Origin of the sequence: Alteriqipengyuania flavescens, from assembly GCF_030406725.1 — a bacterium.
In the GTDB taxonomy this organism is placed as follows: domain Bacteria; phylum Pseudomonadota; class Alphaproteobacteria; order Sphingomonadales; family Sphingomonadaceae; genus Alteriqipengyuania_B; species Alteriqipengyuania_B flavescens.
Map to the genome: position 1 here is coordinate 174,454 of NZ_CP129107.1, position 21,071 is coordinate 195,524.

Genomic DNA, 21,071 nt, shown 5'->3' on the forward strand with positions numbered 1-21,071 from the left:
CGATCCTAGCATCTGCATGCATGTCGGCAATTTTCATTTTCCTACACGGACCCACACGCATAACCGAATTGGTTCCTTTTACCGCAGGAGCCAACCATGAAACACTTGCCGAACGACCTGCCCATTGATTTGCCAGGCGGCTTCGCGCCCGCCTTCGCCCTCGGTTATGCCGACCCTGCCGGACGCTTCGCCCTGATCGACCACGACAGCCCCCTGCCGGTGCTGGCCCGTGGCGAATCGCCGCCCCAGCCGCTGGAGGGCATGGCCGCAACTGTCGGCGAGGAAGGGCCCTTCACCCCCGTGCCCGGTACGCCCGTGATGCTGCGCCTCGCCGGCGAATGGCAAGGCACCGTGACTGTCACCCGCTCCACCGACAATGGCGCGACCCGCAATCCGCTGACCCTGGCGGGCGCCCCGTGGGCAAGCTTCACCGGCAACGCCTGCGAGCCGGTCTGGGTCGAATACGAGGACGGGGCGACGCTTTACCTGGAATTTGACATCACGGGCGGAACCGTGAGCTGGAGGATCGCACAATGAGCGCGCCCGACATGATCGCGCGCGGCCTGGCGGCGCGGGCAAGCCTCCTCGCCGCGGCGCCCTTCGCGCAGCTTTCCGGCCGCGCCGTGCCGCCCGGTTGCGACCGGATCGACAGCTCTGCCCATGCCGCAGGCGGCGTCGGTGCAGCGCGTTACCTCCACGATGCGCGATGCACCGATGAGCTGCTTGCCGATCATCCGGGATGCACCTTTCGCGCCGCTGACGGGCGCGTCTTCCGTCTGATGCCGGAAGCGGGCGGGATTGCGGTCGAACAGGCGGGCGCCATCGGCGACGGCGTAACCGACGACCAGCCGGCGATCCAGGCTGCGCTCGATTACGCGGCCGCCACCGGCATCGGCGAAGTCCGCTTCACCGCGCCTGCCTATCGCATCCATTGCCCGCAGCGCACGAGCCCGGCGAACGATATCTATTCGCCCGACGGTCACCCGCTCGTCGCCCGCGCATCGGTGACACTCCGCGGTGTCGGCCCCGCGCGCAGCACGCTCGACTTCCGCGGCCTCGGCGGCGCCGATCCGGAAACCAGCTGGCAGGTGGTGCCGAAATCCGCGTCCGATGCCGGCGACGCCGTGTGGCGGGGCGGCGGCCTGTTTGCGCTTGCGGATCGAGGTGCCGAAGCCCCGGAGACGCTCGCCATCGACAGGCTGGAGATCCATCGCCTGAACTTCATCGGCAACCGGCAACGGACCGGGCAGCATAGCTGGCCTGCCAACCCTGCGACCGGAGACGGCTGGGACACCAGCGACAAGGCGGTCTGGTTGCACGACACCCACATCGGGGACGTCGTGATCGCCGATTGCGACTTCATCGGCTGGAAGGGCGAGATCTATTTCGGCGGCGCGAAGACCCAGCGCAGCCTGACGATCGAGCGCACGAGGCTGCTGACCACCAATGCCAACGCCTTCAATCCCGGCACGAATTGCCCGCTCGTCGCCCGCGATTGCGAATTCGGCGATGCGCGCACGGCGCAGGAGGACACGGGCAAGACCCGCGCGCAATACAGCGGCTGCCTGTGGCGCGACAGTGACACGACGCTGATCGGCAGCGGTGCGACCGACGGCATTACCTACCACTATCTCTATCCCACGCGGGATGCGGCAGCCGCGCCGCCGATCACCCAGCTCGACGGGTGCGAGTTCCGCAATATCCCGACAGTCTTTGTCGGCTGCTGGGTACGCGGGCGAATGCGAACGACGGATGCGACGGTGGACCTGTCGACCCCGCTCTATCTCGCTTTGAAAGACATCGATCTCGATATCGATGCCGTCATCGACAGAAAGAACGGCATCGCCCCGCTTCGCATCAACGGGCCGGCATCGTTGACCCAGCAGATTGTCGGCGCACCGGCAGGCACGTATCAGCAGGCACCGCGCGACATCCAGCTGCGCCTGCGGAGCCGGCGGACGCAAGTTGCACGGGATAATGGGCGGCAGTGGTATCCGCCGAGCTGGACCGGCCATGTCGCCAACTCCGTGCGCCTGCTTATCGATGATTGCGAGCTGAGCGGAGCACCATGGGTTGCCCACCCGCCCGTGTCGGTACCCGCCATCGAGATTCGCAATCTCGTCACACAGAGCGGCAGCTACGGCACGGCCAACATGGGCCCCCTGACCGGCGCGACGACAATCACGCCCAACAGCCCGCTGATCGGTTGCTATTTCGATGCCAACGGACCGCACGACATGGCGCTGGCGCGCTTTCCGACGGGCGGCAGCAATTTCGCCTATGCCCACGGCCAGAAGGTGAAATTCCGTGCCCTGTCCGACACGCCGGGCGCAGGATTGAAATTCGCCAAGGGCACGAAATGGTGGATTAAGCTTGCCGCTGACCGGGTGCTGAGCCGGTCGGGCGACTGGATCGAATTTACCTACAATGCCTTCGCAGGGTCGATCTGGGAGGAGACCGGCTTCTTCACGACCGCCTAGGCAGGGCGAGGAGCGTTTCCACCCCTTGCACGAACTGCTGCACGTCGCCGCGCGGGGCGCTATTCCGCGCGGCGACGTGCATCGCCTGCCAGCGCGTCTCGCGATCTACTGCGCGCATCGCATCCACCAGCGCCCCCTCGTCCTGCGGATCGATTACGATGCCGTTGCTGCCATCGTCGACGAGCAGGTCCACCGCGCCGGCATTGCGGGAAACGATGACCGGAAGTCCGTTGGCCAGCGCTTCGTTCACGACCAGGCCGAATTGCTCCGACAGGCTCGGCAAGAGCAGCGCAAGCCCTTCGCGCATGGCCACGCTGACCTGTGCGCTGGAACAATGGCCTTCGAAGACCACGTGTTCGGCGATGCCGAGCCTTGCCGCCTCGTTTTCGAGATCGCGGCGCAGGGGGCCGTCGCCTAGAATTCGGAGCCGCCTTTCGACTCCCAGCGACCGAGCCCGCGCCAAGGCGTGCAGCGCGTGTGCGATGTTCTTCTTCGGCACCAGCCGCGCTGCGATGACAAACGGGCGGTCTACGAAAAATGGCTCGGTAGCGGCATCTCCCTGCTGCCGGATGCGGGCAATGTCGACCGTGTCGTAGCCGGTGACGCTTCGCGCTCTCGGCAGGCCGAGCCCGGCAAGGTAATCGCGTGACCGTTCGCTTCCGGCGATCGCGCCGGCGTAGGGCTTCAGCCATAGGCGCTTCAGCGCCTCGCGCCACGGCCGCCTGGCGTAGTCGTCGCCTTTCGAGTCAACCATGGTGAAGACCCGCACGCCCCGCATTGCAAGGATGGTCGCGGCGAGGAGCACAGCAGGCTTTTCGTAGTGACAGAACAGGCAGTCGCGCGCGCCGGATTGCCGGACAGCAGCCACCAGCCGCCGGGCTAGCGCAAGCGTACCGATAGCCTCCTCCCCGCGCGCCAGGGTGACCAATGGATAGGACACCTCTTCCGCCTGCTCCCAGTCGTAATCGGTCGAGCGGCTGAACAGCTGGATGGCATGGACGCGGTGGCCCGCCCCTGCCAGCGCGCGGGCACGGTCATGGTGGTATGGGCCGAAATTCTCCCACATCACGGCAATCGGATTATCACGCGCGGTCATGCGCATGACATGGCGCATGACCGCGCTGGAGGCGATAGCGCCGCCGTCCCCCGCTTTGCCTCGCCCACAGTTTTGCTTCGTGGGGCACATGCCCTATTCCCCATCCCGGCATGTACGACCTGCTCCTGATCGCCTCGGCGCTGTTCTTCGTGGCCGCCTGCACGGTGTTTGCGCGGCACAAGGCGGCGTCGATCTATCACCCGGCGGCGTTCTACCTGCTGTTCCACGGCTTCCTGTTCGTCTTCCGCCCGATCCTGGCGCGCATCTACGACTTCCGCTTCGTCTACATGGTTTTCGAGTTCCAGCCGTCGATGGCTGACAAGATGACCGTGATCCTGGGTGCGAATTTGGGGCTGATCGTCTTTATCTTCGTGAGCCTGCGGATCGGAAACACCCCGTTGCAACCGGCTTCGGCTGGACGGGAAATGCTGCCGCGGGAAAACATGTGGCGACCCTTTCTCCTGACCGCCCCTATCCTCGCGCCGCTTGGCATTGCCTCGGTGGTATCCCGCTGGGGCGCCATTGCCAGCGGGGATCCGACCGAATTGACTGACCCCACCACTTTCGTGAAAATCCATACCGACAGTGTCGGCTATTTTGTCGAAGCGCAGCTGGTTCTCGCCCCGCTCGCCGTGCTGTTCGCCTGGCTGACGCGGTTCAAATGGTGGTCTTTCATACCGCTGGTCGTCTTCGTCATCATGCGCGCCGGGACCGGCGGGCGCGGACCTTTCGTATATGCCATCACCGCCCTCTTGCTGCTGTGGCTGTGGGACAAGCGGCGCAGCTGGCCCGATGCCCGTACGGTGGCGCTGGTGGCAGTGACGGGCCTCGCCTTTGCCGTGGTAGTGACGGACCGCGGACGCAGCATCCGCGAGGTCTTTATCGAGGATAACTCGGTCGCGTGGGAGCAGGCCTACGACTACGCGCCGCTCGAAAACATGGACTTCGCCAATCTCGAATATTTCGAGTACCTGGTCTATGTCGTCCCGCAGCGCAGCGGCACTTACGACTATTTCGCCAGCTACCTGCAGTTCTTTACCGAGCCGATCCCGCGCGCCTTGTGGGAGGGCAAGCCCGCCGGCGCGCCGGTGCGGTTCATGAACCTGTTCGATTACGGGCGCCCGATGGGCATGACCCCGTCGCTGCCCGGAGCGGGATGGTACGAGCTCGGCTGGCTCGGCATCGTGATCCAGACCGCGATATTCGCCGCGTTCTACAGCTATTTCTACCGCCTCGCCGCGCGGCGCGGTTCGTCGCGCCTGCTGGTCCTGTTCTATTTCCTGCTGCTGGCGACCACCGTCATCAGCTACCGCGACGGCAGCCTGATCTCGGTCGCAAGGATGAGCGTTTTCTACCAGCTGCCGCTGCTGCTGATCTGGCTGTTCACCCTGATGGACCGCCGCGGCAGCCTGTCGACCGATGCCTTTGCCGGATCGCAGCCGAACCCATCGCAGCGGCGCAAGGAACTGGCGGCGCAGGCGGCCAAGGCGCGCAAACCCGCGTAAATCCTTGTCTGCGCGGAATGCGCTGGACACAAGGCGCGCATGAAAACGCCCCGCCCCCGCATCGCCCTGTGGCTCGCCCTCGCTCTCGTCCTGTGGTTCGCCGGGGCCGTGTTCGGACCCAAGTTCGGCCTGATCGAATGGCCTTTCGCCTTGGGCACGATGGTCCGGCAACTGGGACCGATCGTGCGACCGGGCGAGGATGGCGGCAGCGTCATCAATTTCCGCAGCACCTCGCGCGTCGGGCTGAGCGACCTTGGCTACAACGCCGACCGCATCGTGAAGCTTCGCCCAGCGGCGGCAGAGCAGCTGCCCTGAGCCCCAACGGCAAAGGGCGCGGAACCCTGCGGTCCCGCGCCCTTCCCCTCGCCGGGCTCCCGTCCGGAAGCGTCAGAAGCTCTGGCGAACCGTTACCCCGAAGATCGCGAACTGCTGATATTGGACGGCACGTCGGCGTTGTACGGGCTGGCGAGATTGTGGAAGCCGTTGGCGACTGCGGCAGATGTTCCCGCCCCCAGAGCCGCATCGGTTGCCGCGGCATAGCCCGGCATCGGCAGGCGCTGCGCGTACACGCGGTCGACTTCGGAATAATACATGCAATAGAGCCACTAAAACGGGCCGGCATCGGTCAATGCGATGCGCAGCGCCTCATATATCGCCCAGAGACAAGTTGACCGCGCCTTTCAGCGTGCCCCCGATGTCGTCTTCCTACGCCATATTGATGTTGGCTTCGACCGTGCCCTCGGTCATGTCGAGCGTCGGCTTGTTAAAATCGCCGGACAATGTGGCTATGCCGCCACAGCCTTGATCAGCGGTCGACGACCAGTTCCGGTTGGGGATTGTTGGGCTGGAGGACCAGCTCGCCCTGCTCCACGCGCCAGCCCTTCAGGCGGCTGAGCAGGTTCATGCCGATGACATTGGTCGGGCCGATATTGGGCGCGATGACGGCATCGAGGCCGCGCGCCGCGATATTGCCGAAGCGCAGTTCGTCGATGGTTGTGATGCTGGCACTGATCGATCCATTGGCGGTCTGCATGCGGATCGGCAGGCGATCTCGGGCAGGTTCGAGGCCGGCAGCGGAGGCGGATTCCGCGCCCAAGGTCGTCAGCGTGGCGCCGGTATCGACCATGAAACGGGTAGGCACGCCGTTGACTTCCGCATCCAGCCAGTAATGCCCGTCGCGCGCCAGCGGTACGCGGGTTTCGCCGCCCTCCACCACCTGTTCGGGCAGCCCGGCTTGCGGAAGCGCCATGTCAAAGCGCGGATCGAGCCGGCTCAATTGCAGGACCACCAGCACCAGGACACCGCACAGGACCACGGTGCTCGTCCCGCGGATCAGCCCGCCGAGGCGCGGCGCGCGGCGGCGCAGGAACCCGCCGAACACGCTGAGGAGCACGGCGGCGAGGACGACGACCATCAGCCCGGTCTGCGGAACCTCCGCAATCGCGTTCGCCGCATCGCGCCACAGGTTTTCTATCGACATTCCGGTTATATAGGGTGCGCCACCCTATCCTGCCATGAACGGCTGGCCCGACCCACGTCAGGGCGCGTTGCGCGGTTCGCTGGCGTCGGCGAGGATGAGCGAAAACCGCTCCTCAGCGTCCAGCCAGCGCTTCACCGGGGTCCATCCGCCGGCAAGGAGTAGCATTGTCGAGGACCGCTCGTCGAACTTGTGGCTGTTTTCCGTGTGGATGCTTTCGCCCTTCGCCATCCGGAACGTCTGGTCGCAGACCTCGAATTCGATGTCGCGGTCTGCCACCAGATGCATCTCGACACGGGCGAAAATGTCTTCCCAGCGGGCCTCGTGATGCAGGGCCTCGACCGGGATGGTGCCATCGAGCTCGCGGTTGATCCGGCGCGCGAGGTTGAGGTTGAATTCGGCCGTGACGCCTGCGGCATCGTCATATGCCGCTTCCAGCACGGCCGGATCCTTGATCAGATCCATGCCGATCAGCAATTGCGATCCGTCGCCCAGCGTCTCTCGCATCGACCGCAGCAGGTCCACCGCCGTGCGCGCGACCATATTGCCGATGGTCGAACCGGGAAAGAAGCCCAGCTTGGCCATGTCCGCCACCGCAGTCGGCAGCTCCACCCGGCGCATGAAATCGGCTTCGATCGGGTACACCGCGAGATCGGGAAATTTCGCCTGCAGTTCGGCGGCAGAGGCGCGCAGGAAATCTCCCGCGATATCCAGCGGGACGTAAGCCGCAGGATCGATGGCGGAAAGGAGGAGCGGGGTCTTGAGGCTGGAGCCGCTGCCGAATTCCACCACTGCGCGATCCGGCCCGATGAGCTCGCGAAATTCCGCGCCCCGCTCCTCGAGGATGGAGCGTTCGGCGCGGGTCGGGTAATATTCGGGGACCTTGGTGATATCCTCGAACAACTCACTGCCCGCATCGTCGTAAAGCCAGCGCGCGGGCACGGCCTTCTGCCGCTGCGACAGGCCTTCAAGCACATCGGAGCGAAAGGCGTGGTGCACCCCGCCCTCGTCCAGGTCGACGAGGGACATGGAATTGTTTTTCGTCATCAGAGATCCTTCGCGAGCCTGACGCCGGTGAATTGCCAGCGTTGGTGCGGGTAGAAGAAATTGCGGTAGCTCGCGCGCGAATGGCCGCGCACCGTGGCGCAGCTGGCGCCCTTGAGTACGAACTGCCCGCTCATGAACTTGCCGTTGTATTCACCCACCGCGCCAGCGGGCGGGGCATAGCGCGGGTATGGCAGGTAACCGGAGCGGGTGAACTGCCACCCGTCGCCGAACAACCCGTCCGATCCGGTGGGCAGCGGCGGGGCCGCGCCGTCGAGCTGGTTGCCGCCCGCCGGGTCGTGTGCGGGTTCGATATCGTCGTGCTGGCCGCGGGCGACCGCTTCCCATTCGGCTTCCGTCGGCAGGCGGTATCCGGCCCACTCGGCAAACGCGTCCGCTTCGAAATAGCTGACGTGGGTGACAGGCGCATGGGGATCGCGCTCCTGCCAGCCGGTGTGGGTAAAATGCTCGCGATCGCGCCAGTACATGGGCGCGTCGATGCCATTCTCGTTGACCCATGCCCAGCCGTCCGCCAGCCACAGGCGGTGATCCCGGTAGCCGCCGTCTGCGATGAAGCGGTCCCAGTCGCCATTGGTGACCAGCCGGTCCGACAGGGCGAAGGGTTCCAGCAAGGTGCGGTGGAGCGGCCCTTCGTTGTCGAAGGCGAACCCATCGCCATCATGGCCGATCTTGGCGATGCCGCCGGGATGGCGGTGCCAGCCTTGCGTACGCTCCGCCGACCGATCCGGCTGGCGGTCCCACATCTTCGGACCGAGCGGGTTCTGGGACAGCGCGTGCTTGATGTCGGTCAGCAGCAATTCGATATGCTGTTGCTCGTGCGCGCAGCCGAGCGCGATCAGCGGCTGCAGTTCCTCGCGGTCCAGCAGCGGGGCCATCGCTTCGTCTACGGCACCTCGCCAGTCGAGGATTTCCGCCACCGTGGGACGGGAAAGCATCCCGCGCCGGTCGCGGGCAATCCGCGCGCCTTCCGCCTCGTAATAGGAATTGAACAGGAACGGCCAGCGCTCGTCATGCAGCGTGTAGCCCGGTACATGGTCGCGCAGCAGGAAGGTTTCCCAGAACCAGGTCGTATGGGCCAGGTGCCACTTCGTCGGGCTCGCATCCTCCATCGACTGGATGGTCGCGTCCGCTTCGGACAGCGGCGCGGCCAGCGCAGGCATCAGCGCGCGCGTGCGGCGAAATTCTGCTTCGAGCGACGCGACGGGCGCCCCGTGTTGCGGCTGGACCGATGCCAAATCCGCCTCCCCTCTTCGTGTCTTCCTCCAGCATGGCGGACGGACATGACAATAGAAAGGCCGGGAGGCTGGAAATTTCCCGAAATTAGCGAAAGATAGTTGGGGTCAGGCCGCAGCGGCGCGGCGGTCGACCCCTTCTTCCACCAGCATTTCGGCAATCGCGAAGGCGAGTTCGAGCGATTGCGCGGCGTTGAGGCGCGGGTCGCAATGCGTGTGATAGCGATCGCCCAGCCGTTCGTCGGTGATCGCCACCGCGCCGCCGGTGCATTCGGTCACGTCCTGCCCGGTCATTTCCAGATGGATGCCGCCGGCATGGGTGCCTTCGGCCTTGTGGACCGCGAAGAAGCCGCGAACCTCGCCCATGATCCGCTCGAAAGGCCGCGTCTTGTAGCCACTGTCCGCCTTCACGACATTGCCGTGCATCGGGTCGCAGTTCCACACCACCGGGTGCCCTTCGCGCTCGATCGCGCGGACAAGCTTCGGCAGGCCGGCTTCCACCTTGTCGTGGCCGAAGCGGCTGATCAGCACGATCTTGCCCGCCTCGCGCGAGGGGTTGAGCGTATCGAGGATGCGCACGAGGACGTCCGGCTCCAGGCTCGGCCCGCATTTCACGCCCAGCGGATTGCCGATGCCGCGCGCAAATTCCACGTGCGCGCTGCCATCGAACCGCGTGCGATCGCCGATCCACAGCATGTGGGCGCTGGTATCGTACCAGTCGCCGGTCAGCGAATCCTGCCGCGTCATCGCCTGTTCGTAAGGAAGCAGCAGCGCTTCGTGGCTGGTGTAAAAGCTGGTGCCCTGCAGTTGCGGCACGGTTGCCGGATCGATCCCGCAGGCTTCCATGAAATCGAGCGCTTCGCCGATGCGGTCGGCGGTTTGCGCGAACTTGTCCGCCCACGGGCTGCGGCCCATGAAATCGAGCGTCCACTGGTGGACCTTGCGCAAATTGGCATAGCCACCGGTCGAGAACGCCCGCAGCAGGTTCAGCGTCGCCGCGCTCTGGTTATAGGCGCGCACCATGCGCTGCGGATCGTTACGGCGCGTCTCGGCATCGAATTCGATCCCGTTCACGTTGTCGCCGAAGTAGCTCGGCAGGGTTTGCTGCCCCTGCGTTTCGGTATCGCTGCTGCGCGGCTTGGCGAACTGGCCCGCCATGCGCCCCACCTTCACCACCGGGCTCTTGCCGGCGAAAGTCAGAACGACCGCCATCTGCAGGATCACGCGAAACGTGTCGCGGATGTTGTTCGGGTGGAATTCGGCAAAGCTTTCCGCGCAGTCGCCGCCCTGCAGCAGGAACGCCTCGCCGCGGCATACCTCGGCCAGTTCCGCCTTCAGTGCCCGCGCCTCGCCCGCGAAGACGAGCGGGGGGAAGGACGACAGCGTGCCGGTCGCCTCTGCCAGCGCTGCCTCGTCCTCGTAGCGGGGCAGGTGCTTCGCTTCGAAACCTGTCCAGCTGCCGGGTTGCCAATCGTGTGCCATTATTTCCATCCGTTACTCGGCCTCCAACCTAGGGGTTGGCCGGTCGGATTGCCAGAAACGGAATTTGGGCCGCGGGCAAGCGCGCTTTTCCGATCACCTTGATCGGGTGCGAGGACGCGGGGCCAGAGAAAACCCCCGCGACGGTCTCCCGAGCGGGGGTTTTTCTCATGACGCTACATGCCGGCAGCGCGTCAGGCGGCGGCCGGTGCCGCGTCGCGTACGCCCTGATCGACATGCGCCGCAAAGGGTTCGAAATTGTCGACGAAAAGCTGGACCAGCTTTTCTGCCGTGCGGTCGTATTCCTCCCCGTCCGCCCAGGTCGAGCGCGGGTCCAGAATTGCGCTGTCCACACCCGGCACCGCGACCGGGACTTCGAAACCGAAGTTCGGATCCTTGCGGAATTCGGCATCGTTCAGGCTGCCGTCGAGCGCGGCATTGAGCAGCGCGCGGGTTGCCTTGATCGGCATGCGGTGGCCGGTGCCGTACTTGCCGCCGGTCCAGCCGGTGTTGACCAGCCAGCACTGCACGCCGCCATCGGCGATGCGCTTCTTCAGCAGGTTGCCGTAGACGCTGGGATGGCGCGGCATGAAAGGTGCTCCGAAGCAGGTGCTGAACGTCGCTTCCGGCTCGGTCACGCCGATTTCGGTGCCGGCGACCTTGGCGGTGTAGCCCGACAGGAAGTGGTACATCGCCTGGTCGGGCGTCAGCCGCGCGATCGGAGGCAGCACGCCGAACGCATCGGCGGTCAGCATGATGACGTTGCTGGGCGGCGGGCCCATGTTGTCTTCGCTGGTGTTGGGAATGCTGCTGAGCGGATAGGCGCCGCGCGTATTCTCGGCGAGGCTGTTGTCGTCGAGGTCGATCTCGCCGTTCGCGTCCATCACCACGTTTTCGAGTACGGTGCCTTCCATCTTGGTGGTGGCGTAGATTTCGGGCTCCGCTTCCGGATCGAGGCGGATCATCTTGGCATAGCAGCCGCCTTCGAAATTGAAGACCGCCGTGTCCGACCAGCCATGCTCGTCGTCGCCGATCAGCGTGCGGCTGGCATCGGCGCTGAGCGTGGTCTTGCCGGTACCCGACAGGCCGAAGAACACCGCGCTCTTGCCGTCGGGGCCGATATTGGCGCTGCAGTGCATGGGCATCACGCCTTGCGGCGGGAGCAGGTAGTTGAGGATGCCGAAGACGCTCTTCTTCATTTCGCCGGCGTATTGCGTGCCGCCGATCAGGACGAGCTTTTCGGACAGGTTGACCGCGATCACGGTCTCGCTGCGCGTGCCGTGGCGTTCCGGGTCCGCCTTGAAGCTGGGCAGGTCGATGATCGTGTAATCGGGCGAGAAGCCGTCCAGCTCGCTCGCCGTCGGACGGCAAAGCATCGTGCGGATGAACTGGTTGTGCCACGCGAATTCGTTGATGACGCGAACGTTGGCGCGATATTCGGGCTGGGATCCGCCGAACAGATCGGCCACGTAGAGGTCGCCCTTGTCCTTCAGCGCGGCCAGAAAATCGGCCTTCAGCGCGGCAAAATGCTCCGGCGACATGGAGGCGTTGTTGTCCCACCAGACGGTGTCTTCCGTTTCGCCGTCGCGGACGATGAACTTGTCCTTCGCGCTGCGGCCGGTGTGCTTGCCGGTTTCGACCACCAGCGGACCGTCCTTGGCGCGCTTGCCCTCCCCGTTGGCGAGCGCCGCCTCGGTCAGCTCCTCGCTCGACAGGTTGGCGTGGATCGTCGCGGCGGTTTCGATACCTTGGGCGGACAGCGGAACGGAAAGCGTGTGGGCCAATGGAAACTCCGTGGCGTAACAGGTCTGGTGGACGGCGCGAGGCAGGCGAACGACACGCTGGGTGCATTCGTATGCAAGCGACCTTTGCGCCGCCTTTAGGGGCCCGTACCGATTCCGTCAATTTCGCTGCGGCTGTCCGCGCGAAAAATCCCCTGCGTTGTGCAGTCGGGCCTGCCGCGCTATCTCCGGCGGACGATGGAAACCGACACACCCGAACTGGCCCCCGGCGCCGCATCTAGCGCTGACAACCGCGTCATCGCGCTGGTCGACGACGACCGCAACATCCTGACCACGCTGGCGATTGCCCTGCAGGCCGAAGGCTTCGTCACCCGCCTCTACACCGATGGCGAAACGGCGCTGAAGGCCTTGCTGGAAAACCCGCCGGACCTGGCCGTGTTCGACATCAAGATGCCCAAGATGGACGGGATGGAACTGCTCGCCAAGCTGCGCGAACATTCCGACCTTCCAGTTATCTTCCTCACCAGCAAGGACGAGGAGGCTGACGAGGCGGCCGGCCTTGCGATGGGCGCGGACGATTACATCGCCAAACCCTATAGCCAGCGCCTGCTGCTCGCCCGCATCCACGCGATCCTGCGCCGCAGCGGATCGCCCGCCCATGCCGGCCCGCACGGCGACGAGGACGGCTCCGGCATCGTCACCCGTGGCCGGCTGGGCATGGACCCCGCGCGGCACCGCGTGACCTGGGACGGCGTGCCAGTGGCCCTCACCGTGACCGAATTCCTTATCCTCGAAGCGCTCGCCCAGCGTCCCGGCGTCATCAAGAGCCGCAACCAGTTGATGGACGCGGCCTATCCGGACGACATCTTCGTCGACGACCGGACGGTGGACAGCCACATCAAGCGCATGCGGCGCAAGTTCCGCGCCAAGGATCCGGAGTTTTCCGGCATCGAGACGCTTTACGGTGCAGGATACAGCTTCTCCGGTGCGTGAGCCTGCCGAGACCGGGCTCGACCCGCACGATCCGGGCCGGATCGCGCCCCGCTTCGCGCGTTTTGACCTTGCCCGCGGTGCCTCGCTCACCACGCGCATCCTGCTGCTCAACATCATTCCCATTGCGCTGCTTGCCGGCTCGGTCTTCTACCTCGACAGCTATCGCCGCCAACTGACCGGGGAACGGTTCCGCCTGGCGCAGGTAGAAGCCCAGATCATCGCCGAGGCCTTGGCCGGCGCGTCGCAGGAACGCCAGGAGGCGCTGCTGATCCAGATCGGCAAGGAACAGCAGCTGCGCATCCGCCTTTACGATCCCGAAGGCGTGCTGACGCAGGACAGTTTCGTGCTGGGCGAACCCGCCTACACGCTTGACGACCCCACCGACGACAGCTGGGTCGAACGCTGGGGCCGCTCGCTCGACGCCGGAATGGACGCGATGCTGGGCGCCCCCCCGGTGCCCGACTATGTCGAGCCCGAGACCGACGATGCCGAAGACTGGCCCGAGCTCGCCGAAGCGCGGCGGCAGGGCATCACGCAGCTGCGCCTGCGCTATGCCCCCGACCGGACCCCGGTCATTACCGCCGCCGCGCCGGTCGGCCTCGAAGGCGCGACGCTGCTGCTCAGCCGCAACCCGCGCGACATCGTGCAATCCGTCCGCGACGCGCGCGGCCTGATCGCCGCGCTGATCGGGGTGGCCTTCCTCGTTTCCATCATGATCTCGCTGTACCTCGCGCGGACCATCGTCGAGCCGCTGCGCCGTCTCGCCCGCGCCGCCGTGCGCGTGCGGCTGGGGCGCGAGCGCGGCGTCGTGGTCCCGCGCATGAGCGAGCGCGGCGACGAGATCGGCATCCTCGCCCGCGCAACTTCCGACATGACAGAGGCCCTGCGCCAGCGGATCGATGCCGTCGAGGCCTTCGCGGCAGACGTCGCGCACGAGATCAAGAACCCGCTCGCTTCCCTGCGCAGCGCCATCGAGAGCCTCGGCACGGTCGACGACCCGGCCCTGCGCCGCCAGCTCAACGACATTGCCGCCCACGACGTGCGCCGGATTGACCGGCTGGTTACCGAGATTTCCGATGCGAGCCGTATCGAGGCGGAAATGTCGCGCACCGAATTCGAAGTCATCGACCTGGACCGGATGGTCCGCAACCTCGTCGCGGCGCGCGATCGCAGAGATGAGAACGAAGGCCGCGAGGTCGCGATCACGCTGCACGACGGCCCCGCTTACATCCAGGGGGTTGCCTTGCGGCTGGAGCGGGTCATCGGCAACCTCCTCGACAACGCCGTCTCGTTCTCCCCCAAGGATGGCAGGATCGACATCGATATCACGGGGGAAGGCGAGTTCGTCGAGCTCAGCGTCTGCGACCAGGGCCCCGGTATCGCACCCGAAGCGCGTGAAAAGGTCTTCACCCGGTTCCATTCGGTGCGACCGGACAGCGAACAGTTCGGCAACCATTCGGGCCTCGGCCTCGCCATCGCACGGACCATCGCCGAAGCGCATGACGGCACGCTGACCGTGGGCGACCGTGCGGACGGAGGAAGCGGGGCCTGCCTCACCCTCGCCCTCCCCGCCGCCGACAGCGCGCGATGACCGAAAGGCAGGCAGGGGCCGTCCTGATCGACGGGCGCGTGCTGCTGATCGAAGGCCCGGCGGGCAGCGGCAAATCCACCCTCGCCCTCCAGTTGCTCGACCGCGGCGCGACGCTGGTCGGCGATGACGGCGTCACACTCAGCGATCGCGGCGAAGCCCTGTGGGCCGCGCCCCCGCCCAACACCGCCGGCCTTATCGAATTGCGCAATGTCGGCCTGGCCGAAAAACCCGTCGGCGAGGGTCCGGTGGCCTTGGTGCTGACCCTTACCGCAGAGGCCCCGCGTTTCGTCGATACAGCCGGCGGGATCGACCTTCTCGGCCGCCGCATTCCCCACCTCCTGTTCGACCCCGCTATCCCGGCAGCGGCCATCCGCGCGGAGCTTGCGCTCGCTCGCTACGGCCTTGCCTGAAGCCTGTCCTCGTTCGGAACAGCGTCGCCACTTCGCCCTTCCAATTCGCGGCCAAGGCGCGCAAGCCCGCCTTCCCCATGGTGTCCGATTCGACAACCGCCCTGGCTGCCCAGCCGATCCTCCTCGTCACCGGACTGTCCGGCGCCGGCAAGACCACGGCCCTGCGCGAGCTGGAGGACCTGGGCTGGGAAACCATCGACAATTTCCCCATCCGGCTGCTGAAGAACCTCGTGTCCGGCAAGGAAGCGGACGAGCATCGCGCGCCGCTTGCCATTGGCTTTGACGCCCGCACCCGCGGCTTCGTGCCGGCCCAGATCATCGAGCTGGTCAAGACGCTGTCGGCGCGGCCCGATCTCGAAATCTCCACCCTCTACATCGACTGCGACGATGCGGAGCTGGAGCGGCGGTATAACGAGAACCGTCGCCGCCACCCGCTGGCGGACGGCGTGCCGGTGACCGAAGCCATCGGCATGGAGTGCGAACTGCTCGCCCCGCTGAGGCGCTGGGCCGACCTCGTCATCACCACGACCAAGCTCAGCACGAATGCGCTGCAGGAAACAATCCGGGAGCGTTTCGCCGGGGCCACCGAAGATGCGATGGTTGTCACCGTGACCAGCTTCGGCTTCGCCCGCGGGATGCCGCCCGTCGCCGACCTCGTCTTCGACATGCGCTATCTCGACAATCCGCACTGGGTGGAGGGGCTGCGCGAACAGACGGGGCTGGACGAAGCGGTGGCGCGGCACATCCAGGCGGACCCGGCTTTCGATGAGACCTTCCCGCAGATTTGCCACCTCGTGCTCGACCTGCTGCCGCGCTATCGCGATACCGGCAAACGCTATGCCACCATCGCCTTCGGCTGCACCGGCGGGCGCCATCGCAGCGTCTATTCGGCCGAACGGATGGCCGCCGCCCTGCGCGACGAGGGGTTCGAGCCGACCGTCGTCCACCGCAACCTCGGCTCGCGCGCGGCAGGGCTGGTCGAAGGCAGTTCGAGCCTGTAATGGCCGCCGCTTCACCTTCCAGCCAGCAAGCCCGCGATAGGCTTTGGCCATGCAGATTGACGAGTGCGCGTAACCGATGATCGGTCTAATCCTGGTAACCCACGGCCGCCTGGCCGAAGAATTCGTCGCCGCGATGGAACACGTGGTCGGCGGGCAGGACCGCGTCGCCACCGTTTGCATCGGGCCGGAAGACGATGTGGAGGAACGGCGGCAGGACATCCGCACCGCGATCGGCAAGGTCGATATCGGCGACGGCGCGATCATCCTTACCGACCTGTTCGGCGGCACGCCCTCCAACCTCGCCATTTCGTTGCTTGAGGCGGGCCGCGTGGAAGTGGTCGCCGGCATCAACCTGCCGATGCTCATCCGCCTGGCCGGCGCGCGCAAGAACCTGTCCATCGGGGAAGCGGTGAAGGCGGCACGCGATGCCGGGCGCAACTACATCACCGTGGCTAGCGAATTCCTCGCGGCCGAGGCATAGTCGGCGGCCAAGGGGGGAGCACGCAGCCATGGCCGATACCGCAAGCGAACGCGTCGTCATCGAAAACGTGAAGGGCCTGCACGCCCGCGCCAGCGCAAAGTTCGTCGGCGCGGTTGCCGGCCTGCCCGATGGCACGCAGGTGACGGTCGAGAAGGACGGGGTTTCCGCGGGCGGCAGCTCGATCCTCGGCCTGATGATGCTGGGCGCGGCGAAGGGCGACGAGGTGACGATCACCGTCGCCGGCCCGGAAGCGGACGTCGCGGTCATGCGGCTGGTCGGCCTCGTGAAAGATCGCTTCGGCGAAGATTGAGGCGGAAGGCCATGCGCCGCGAAATTACCGGCTTTTCCAATCCGACGGTCAAGTACCTGCGGTCCTTGCGGGACAAGAAGTACCGGCGGCGCGAAGGCCGCTTCCTTGTCGAGGGGCTGCGCCTGCTCACCGATGCGCGCGAAAGCGGGCGCCTGCCGGAAATGCTGGCGATGGCCAGGGGCCGCGATGCGCATCCGCTGCTGGACGAGCTGGAACGCGCGGTGGATGCGGGCGGCGGCGAGGTGATCGAGACCACGCCCGACATCCTTTCCAAGATCACCGGCAAGTCGAACGCCCAGGCGGTCGCGGGCGTGTTCGCGGAGTGGGACACCTCGCTCGCCCAGATCGACCGCACCGCCGCGCCGATCTGGCTGGTGGCGCAGGCGCTGCGCGATCCCGGCAATCTCGGCACCATGCTGCGCACCTGCGACGCGGTGGGCGCCGGCGGGCTGATTTTGGTAGACGATTGCGCCGATCCCTTCAGCGTGGAGGCCGTGCGCGCCAGCATGGGCGCCGTTTTCACCCAGGCGATCGCCCGCGCCACGTGGGACGAATTCCTGCCGTGGCTGCGAACGGGCGACGGCCAGCTTGTCGCCGCATCCCTGCGCGATGCCGTGCCCTATCGCGGTGCGCCGTATAAGGCGCCGTGCTTCCTCCTGGTCGGCAACGAGTCGCAAGGTTTGCCCGAAGCCTACGAAGCGGCCTGCGACCTGCGCGTGACCATGCCCATGCGCGGGCGCGCCGACAGCCTCAACGCCGCCATCGCCGGCGCCGTGCTCGCCTACGAGGTGCTGGCGGGTTTGGACGGCTAACCGACGCCTGTCATGGAACACCGACCGGGGTGTTTCGCAAAACTGCACGGTCACCGCCCGGCCTCCCGCCTGTCGAGCGTCGCCCAGCCCGCGTCGGCTCGCCGCAGCAGTCGAAAGAGCGAGGTTTTGTCGGGTTTACGGCGGATCGCGGTCATGCGGCCCTGATAAAGGACGGGCTGTACCAGTCCCGCCTCCAGCCGTTCTATCAGCGCGCGGGTTGTCACCTTCCGCCAGTCGCGCTTCGGCCGCGCCAGCCGCCCCGATCCGGGCGGGGTGAGCACCGCATCCCAGGCGTGAGCGAAATCCGCTGCGTCCTCCCGTCCGCGCAGCCGATAGGCCGAAGCCCTCGACATCCCCACCCGCCGCGCCGCTTCACTGGCAGAGCCGGTCAAATAGAGCTCGGCAAGGAAAGCGCACTGGCGCAGCTCGTTCCACCCGTCGCTGCGCAAACGCACCGGTACGGGATGAAAGAACGGCGGCTTGCGCCGGCGGCGATGGGCTGGGATGCGCGGCATCCGCATAGGTGGAGCAAATGCGAGCGGTGTAGGAAAGAATTGGCGCGTCGAACCGACATCCCGGCAAACGAGCCGGAGGTTCTATTACGTCACCGCGCCATTCCCTTATTCGTCATTATCCGTGCCGTCGGGGAAATTCGCCAATCGGCGCGGCTGATGACCGATAGGCAACGCCTCGGTAAGTTCCTTCGCGGAGGTATCGATGCTCAGTTCTTCGAACCTTTCGCCGGTGCGACGCAGGTTGGTATCAAAGCTGCCCACAAGTGAATCGAAGCTCTTGTTCGCCTTGCCGAGATCGCGGCGCAGATTGCCGAGGTGCCGGGCCACGACGCCGAGCCGGTCGTAAAGCTCCTTGCCGAGCTTCGCTATCTCGTCCGCATCGGCCTGCACCCCCGCCTGCCGCCACACGGTCGCCACCGTCATCGCGATCGACATGAAATTAAGCGGGCTCGACAGCACCACGTTCTGCCGCAGCGCGTAATCGAGCAGTCCCTCGTCCTGCGTCAGCGCGGCGTAGAGCACGTGTTCGCCGGGCACGAACATCACCACGAAATCGGCCGAGCCCTTCACGTGGTCCTGATAACGCTTCGCTGAGAGCGCCTGGACATGACCCCGCAGCTCGCGCGCATGTTTGGCCAGCAACACGCCGCGCTGCTCCTCGGTCTCCGCCTCGTTTGCTTCCTTGTAGGTGTTGAAGACGTTCTTCACATCGACGATCAGCTTGCGTCCGCCGGGGATGTTGATGATCGCATCGGGGCGCAGGTCCTGCCCGTCCTCCCCCTTGATCCCGACCTCCCGCCGGAAATCCGTCCGCTGGCTGAGGCCGCAGCTTTCGAGCAGGTTCTCCAGCTGCAGTTCGCCCCAGTCGCCGCGCGCTTTCGTGGCGCCTTTCAGCGTGGTTGTGATGCGGTTGGCCCCGTCGATTACCTCGCGCTGGCCCGCCTTCACTTCTCCGATCACGCCGGTCAGCTGGTGATAGGCCTCGGCCCGGTTCTTCTCGATCTCGTCGATCCGCTTGCGATAGCGTTCCAGCGTCTCGCCCACCGGACCAACCTTCTTTTCCAGCTCCGCAAGGCTTTCCTTGTTGAGATTGGCGAGATGCGATTGCGCGCCTTCCATGAACCTGGACTGCGCGCCTTCCAGCATCTTTTCCCCGATCTCGTTGAACTTCGCTTGCAGCTTCTCCTCAGCTTCGACCAGCCGCTTCAGCTCGCGCTCGAAATGCTGCTCGCGCTCGGCATAGCGATCCTCGAGCGCCTTCTCGCGCGCCGCCGCGCCGCTTTTCAGCGTGTCAAGCTCGCGCGCCAGCGCCGCCTTTTCGCCGCGCAGCGTCTCGGCCAGCGTGTCGTGCCCCGTGCGCAGGTCCGCCAGCGCCTTCTCGTGCGATCCGCGCAGGTTGGCCAGCGTGGTGTCATGCGCGGCGCGGGTTTCGCGAAGCTCCCGCTCGAGCGGTTCGAGCCGTTCGGCCCGCGCTCCGGCCGCTTCCAGATCAGCAAAGGCGCGCAGGTATTTCGCATCCGCCTCCGCCGCGCGCGCCTCGGCCGCGCCGTGCCGCTCCTTCCACTCAGCAATGGGGCGGGAGCCGGCGAACCAGCCGATCCCTCCCCCGATGAGCAGGGCAAGCAGCGCGACAATCAGCAGGGTCATTTCCATGTGCGGAACATAATCGGAACGTGAGCCTTTGCCAAGCGCCGCGGCGGAACCAATCCCCCGCCCCGTTCGCTCCCCAGTCAAAGAGGAGAAAACACATGTCGATCAAGGAAATGATTTCCGAACACCCGCAGGTGGGCGCCGATTACAACGAGCAGCTGGGCGAGGCGATCAAGCATGCGATGTACGGCGCCGCGATCATGAACAGCTGCGCCGATGCCTGCAGCGCGGAAGGTGGCGACATGTCGCGCTGCATCCGCCTGTGCAGCGATGCCTCCGACGCCTGCACCGCCTATTACCGCATCGCCAGCCGCCGAACCGCCGGCAATGTCACGGTGATCAAGTCGCTGTCCGAAGCGGTCATCATCGCCTGCAAGGTCTGCGCGGAAGAATGCGCGAAGCACGACAACGCACACTGCAAGCGCTGCGAGCGGATGTGCCGCGAAGTGGTGGAAGACGTGGTCCAGGCGCACGAGGGCATGGTCGAAGCGGCCTGACCCCAATCGCGACACAAACGAAAAGCCCCGCCATAAACAGCGGGGCTTTCTTGTTCACGGGTCAGCCGGTCACGCAGCGCGGCGCAGCTTCTCCAGCTTCTTGAGCGCCATCTTGCGCTTCAGCTTGCTCAGGTGGTCGATGAACAGGATGCCTTCGAGGTGGTCCATCTCGTGCTGCAGGCAGGTCGCCAGCATGCCTTCGATGTCTTCTTCGTGGCTGTTGCCGTCCAGGTCCTGGTAACGCACCCGGCAGGTCGCGGGGCGTTCGACGTCGGCATAGATGTCCGGCACCGACAGGCAACCTTCCTGGTATGCCGCCATCTCGTCCGCCGGGTCGAGGATTTCGGGATTGATGAAGACCAGCTTCTCGTTGATCACCGGATAGTGCTTGTGCCCGCACTCGCCGTCGCCGCAATCTTCGGGTTCGGCAGTCTCGTCGGGCCGCTGCAGGTCGATAACCAGCACGCGCTTGGGCACGCCCACCTGGATCGCGGCGAGGCCGATGCCGTGCGCGGCGTACATGGTTTCGAACATGTCATCGACGAGCAGCTTGAGTTCGTCATCGAACTCGGTGACGGGTTCGGACACGGTCTTCAGCCGGGGGTCCGGCACTTCGAGGATTTCGCGGATAGCCATGCGGGGGCAGATAGGTGATCGAATGGGTGAATTCAACGGTCGTAAACCCTCCCCGCTGCGACTAGGCGACACGTCGCCAAGTCTCGCTGCCCCTCCCTT

At 65.8% G+C, this 21,071-nt stretch carries 22 protein-coding genes; 12 read left to right on the forward strand and 10 right to left on the reverse strand.

Annotated elements, in window-relative coordinates; all coding sequences use genetic code 11:
• Positions 1-96: 96 nt before the first annotated feature.
• Positions 97-537: a hypothetical protein gene (locus tag QQW98_RS00995; protein WP_290135698.1), complete on the forward strand. Its 441-nt coding sequence runs from the start codon at positions 97-99 to the stop codon at positions 535-537.
• Positions 534-2,480 (forward strand): pectate lyase family protein, encoded by a 1,947-nt coding sequence (locus tag QQW98_RS01000; RefSeq protein WP_290135699.1) that lies wholly within the window; start codon positions 534-536, stop codon positions 2,478-2,480. The genes QQW98_RS00995 and QQW98_RS01000 overlap by 4 nt, the downstream gene beginning before the upstream one ends.
• Here the strand turns inward: QQW98_RS01000 and QQW98_RS01005 are convergent.
• Positions 2,467-3,576, reverse strand: a complete 1,110-nt coding sequence (locus tag QQW98_RS01005; RefSeq protein ID WP_290135700.1) for a glycosyltransferase — start codon at positions 3,574-3,576, stop codon at positions 2,467-2,469. The genes QQW98_RS01000 and QQW98_RS01005 overlap by 14 nt on opposite strands.
• 110 nt (positions 3,577-3,686) lie before the next feature.
• Between QQW98_RS01005 and QQW98_RS01010 the strand changes: the two genes are divergently transcribed.
• The gene (locus QQW98_RS01010) at positions 3,687-5,081 is read left to right on the forward strand and encodes an O-antigen polymerase (RefSeq protein WP_290135701.1); all 1,395 of its coding nucleotides are present in this window, start codon (positions 3,687-3,689) and stop codon (positions 5,079-5,081) included.
• A 39-nt stretch (positions 5,082-5,120) separates the two neighbouring features.
• Positions 5,121-5,396 carry a DUF1499 domain-containing protein gene (locus QQW98_RS01015; protein WP_290135702.1) on the forward strand — a complete coding sequence of 92 codons (276 nt, stop codon included), beginning with the start codon at positions 5,121-5,123 and terminating at the stop codon, positions 5,394-5,396.
• 92 nt (positions 5,397-5,488) lie between these two features.
• On the opposite strand, the gene QQW98_RS01020 is transcribed toward QQW98_RS01015, so the two are convergent.
• The 6 genes from QQW98_RS01020 to QQW98_RS01045 form a co-directional block, all read right to left on the reverse strand.
• Positions 5,489-5,674 carry a hypothetical protein gene (locus tag QQW98_RS01020; RefSeq protein ID WP_290135703.1) on the reverse strand — a complete coding sequence of 62 codons (186 nt, stop codon included), beginning with the start codon at positions 5,672-5,674 and terminating at the stop codon, positions 5,489-5,491.
• 212 nt (positions 5,675-5,886) lie between these two features.
• Positions 5,887-6,561, reverse strand: a complete 675-nt coding sequence (locus tag QQW98_RS01025; protein ID WP_290135704.1) for a retropepsin-like aspartic protease family protein — start codon at positions 6,559-6,561, stop codon at positions 5,887-5,889.
• Positions 6,562-6,618: 57 nt separating this feature from the next.
• Positions 6,619-7,605 (reverse strand): L-histidine N(alpha)-methyltransferase, encoded by a 987-nt coding sequence (gene egtD / locus QQW98_RS01030; protein ID WP_290135705.1) that lies wholly within the window; start codon positions 7,603-7,605, stop codon positions 6,619-6,621.
• On the reverse strand, positions 7,605-8,858 hold the full coding sequence (egtB, locus tag QQW98_RS01035) for an ergothioneine biosynthesis protein EgtB (protein ID WP_290135706.1): 1,254 nt from the start codon (positions 8,856-8,858) through the stop codon (positions 7,605-7,607). Before egtB ends, egtD begins: the two co-directional genes overlap by 1 nt.
• Positions 8,859-8,963: 105 nt before the next feature.
• Positions 8,964-10,337, reverse strand: coding sequence for a class II 3-deoxy-7-phosphoheptulonate synthase (locus QQW98_RS01040; protein WP_290135707.1), 1,374 nt, complete (start codon positions 10,335-10,337; stop codon positions 8,964-8,966).
• A gap of 191 nt (positions 10,338-10,528) precedes the next feature.
• Complete coding sequence (locus QQW98_RS01045) at positions 10,529-12,118, reverse strand: phosphoenolpyruvate carboxykinase (protein WP_290135708.1); 1,590 nt, start codon at positions 12,116-12,118, stop codon at positions 10,529-10,531.
• Positions 12,119-12,313: 195 nt separating this feature from the next.
• Here QQW98_RS01045 and QQW98_RS01050 point away from each other — a divergent pair, with 195 nt between their 5' ends.
• From QQW98_RS01050 to QQW98_RS01080, 7 genes are all read left to right on the forward strand, one after another.
• Positions 12,314-13,069: a response regulator transcription factor gene (locus QQW98_RS01050; protein ID WP_290135709.1), complete on the forward strand. Its 756-nt coding sequence runs from the start codon at positions 12,314-12,316 to the stop codon at positions 13,067-13,069.
• The gene (locus tag QQW98_RS01055; protein WP_404800836.1) at positions 13,062-14,660 is read left to right on the forward strand and encodes a sensor histidine kinase; all 1,599 of its coding nucleotides are present in this window, start codon (positions 13,062-13,064) and stop codon (positions 14,658-14,660) included. The genes QQW98_RS01050 and QQW98_RS01055 overlap by 8 nt, the downstream gene beginning before the upstream one ends.
• Complete coding sequence (locus tag QQW98_RS01060) at positions 14,657-15,070, forward strand: HPr kinase/phosphorylase (RefSeq protein ID WP_290135710.1); 414 nt, start codon at positions 14,657-14,659, stop codon at positions 15,068-15,070. The genes QQW98_RS01055 and QQW98_RS01060 overlap by 4 nt, the downstream gene beginning before the upstream one ends.
• A gap of 77 nt (positions 15,071-15,147) precedes the next feature.
• Positions 15,148-16,071 (forward strand): RNase adapter RapZ, encoded by a 924-nt coding sequence (gene rapZ, locus QQW98_RS01065; RefSeq protein ID WP_290135712.1) that lies wholly within the window; start codon positions 15,148-15,150, stop codon positions 16,069-16,071.
• A gap of 76 nt (positions 16,072-16,147) precedes the next feature.
• Positions 16,148-16,552, forward strand: coding sequence for a PTS sugar transporter subunit IIA (locus QQW98_RS01070; RefSeq protein WP_290135714.1), 405 nt, complete (start codon positions 16,148-16,150; stop codon positions 16,550-16,552).
• A gap of 28 nt (positions 16,553-16,580) precedes the next feature.
• A complete protein-coding gene (locus tag QQW98_RS01075) occupies positions 16,581-16,862 on the forward strand; it encodes an HPr family phosphocarrier protein (RefSeq protein WP_290135716.1) in 282 nt (93 codons plus the stop codon).
• Positions 16,863-16,873: 11 nt separating this feature from the next.
• On the forward strand, positions 16,874-17,674 hold the full coding sequence (locus tag QQW98_RS01080; RefSeq protein ID WP_290135718.1) for a TrmH family RNA methyltransferase: 801 nt from the start codon (positions 16,874-16,876) through the stop codon (positions 17,672-17,674).
• 50 nt (positions 17,675-17,724) lie between these two features.
• Here QQW98_RS01080 and QQW98_RS01085 read toward each other — a convergent pair whose 3' ends face one another.
• Both QQW98_RS01085 and rmuC read right to left on the reverse strand, forming a co-directional pair.
• Complete coding sequence (locus QQW98_RS01085; RefSeq protein ID WP_290135720.1) at positions 17,725-18,129, reverse strand: hypothetical protein; 405 nt, start codon at positions 18,127-18,129, stop codon at positions 17,725-17,727.
• A gap of 165 nt (positions 18,130-18,294) precedes the next feature.
• Positions 18,295-19,836 (reverse strand): DNA recombination protein RmuC, encoded by a 1,542-nt coding sequence (rmuC, locus tag QQW98_RS01090; RefSeq protein ID WP_290135722.1) that lies wholly within the window; start codon positions 19,834-19,836, stop codon positions 18,295-18,297.
• 101 nt (positions 19,837-19,937) lie between these two features.
• Between rmuC and QQW98_RS01095 the strand changes: the two genes are divergently transcribed.
• Entirely contained in the window at positions 19,938-20,336 is a 399-nt protein-coding gene (locus tag QQW98_RS01095) for a four-helix bundle copper-binding protein (RefSeq protein ID WP_290135724.1), read from the forward strand.
• A gap of 69 nt (positions 20,337-20,405) precedes the next feature.
• Here the strand turns inward: QQW98_RS01095 and def are convergent, their stop codons facing one another.
• On the reverse strand, positions 20,406-20,972 hold the full coding sequence (gene def / locus QQW98_RS01100) for a peptide deformylase (protein ID WP_290135726.1): 567 nt from the start codon (positions 20,970-20,972) through the stop codon (positions 20,406-20,408).
• Between the last annotated feature and the right edge of the window lie 99 nt (positions 20,973-21,071).